This is a genomic window from Streptomyces sp. NPDC059564 (assembly GCF_042735575.1).
Lineage (GTDB): Bacteria > Actinomycetota > Actinomycetes > Streptomycetales > Streptomycetaceae > Streptomyces.
On the sequence record NZ_JBHWBP010000690.1, the window covers coordinates 1 to 1,340 of the forward strand.

The 1,340-nt window shown below is 79.7% G+C and carries 1 protein-coding gene; it reads right to left on the reverse strand.

Going from position 1 to position 1,340, the window contains the following annotated elements:
• Nucleotides 1–127: 127 nt before the first annotated feature.
• Nucleotides 128–1,336: a Dyp-type peroxidase gene (locus ACFV0Q_RS41670; RefSeq protein ID WP_385013329.1), complete on the reverse strand. Its 1,209-nt coding sequence runs from the start codon at nt 1,334–1,336 to the stop codon at nt 128–130.
• Nucleotides 1,337–1,340: the final 4 nt, after the last annotated feature.

Genomic DNA, 1,340 nt, shown 5'->3' on the forward strand with positions numbered 1-1,340 from the left:
TGCCCGGGGCGCGGGCCCGGGTCGGGGTCTTCGTGGTCGGCGCCGTAGAACCGGCGCCGCAGCATCCGGTCGTCCATGGGCCCAGCTTCACAGGCGGCACTGACAACGCCGCCCGGCCCGGGCGGGTTCAGCCTTCCAGCAGGGCCTGGCCGATCCACTCCCCCGGCGCGGCCCCGCGCGGCGCCACGAACAGCGCGGACGCCTCGTGCTCCACGTAGCGGGCGAGGGCGTCGCCCCGGGCGAGGCGGTGCTGGACGGGTAGGAAACCGGTCCCCGGGTCGGTCTGCCAGGCCACGAACAGCATCCCGGCGTCCGGGGCGCCGTCGGGGCGCGGGCCGTCGTAGTACGACCAGCCGCGCCGCAGCATCGTGGCGCCGGAGTTGGTCTTCGGGGCGGCCAGCCGGATGTGGGCGTTGGCGGCGATGACCGGGACTCCGTCGGGGCGGGCGGCGTCCAGGTCCACCGGGGTGCGTTCGGTGCCGCCGGTCAGCGGTGCCCCGTCGGTCACGCGCCGCCCGACGGCCTGTTCGCGGTGGTGGACCGGGAGGCCCTCCCAGTGGTCCAGCAGCATCCGGATGCGGCGTACGACGACGTACGAGCCCCCGCGCAGCCAGCCGGGAGCGTCCGGGCCCGTGACGAGGATCCGGTCGCGCTGCGCGCGGTCGGCGGCGGGGTCCGGGTTGGCGGTGCCGTCGAGCTGGCCCATGAGGTTGCGGTGGGTGCCGTCGGCGGCGCCGGTTCCGGAGGGGCGGGTGAAGCCGGTCATCTCCCAGCGGGTGGCCGCCGCGCCCCGGGCGATCCGCTGCAGGGCGCGCAGGGCGTGTACGGCGGCGAACGGGTCGGCGGCTGCGACCTGCAGGAACAGGTCGCCGCCGCTGCGGGCCGGGTCCAGCCGGTCGCCCGGGAAGGCGGGCAGCGGGGCCAGCGCCGGGGGGCGGGCGGACGCCAGGCCGGTCCGGTCGAAGAAGCCCGCGCCGAAGCCGAAGGTGACGGTGAGCGAGGCGGGTCCGGCGCCCAGGGCCACCCCGGTGTCGGCGTCGGCCTCCCCGGGCGGCTCCCCGCGGCTCAGCCGCTCGGCGGCGACGGTCCAGGCCCGCAGCAGGGCGGCGGCCCGGGCCCGGTCGGCGCCGGGGGTCAGGTCGAGGGCGGCGAGGCGGGCGCAGGCCTGCCGCGGGGTCAGGATCCCGGCCTGGTGGGGGCCGTGGAAGGGGATCCGGCCGGGCGGGCCGGGCGCCGCGGCGGGCCCCCGTACCGCCGGGTCGTCCGCCGCGAGGGCCGCGCCGCCCGCGGCGAGGGCGGCCAGTCCCCCGGCGCCGAGCAGGGCCCGCCGCCGCACGGGG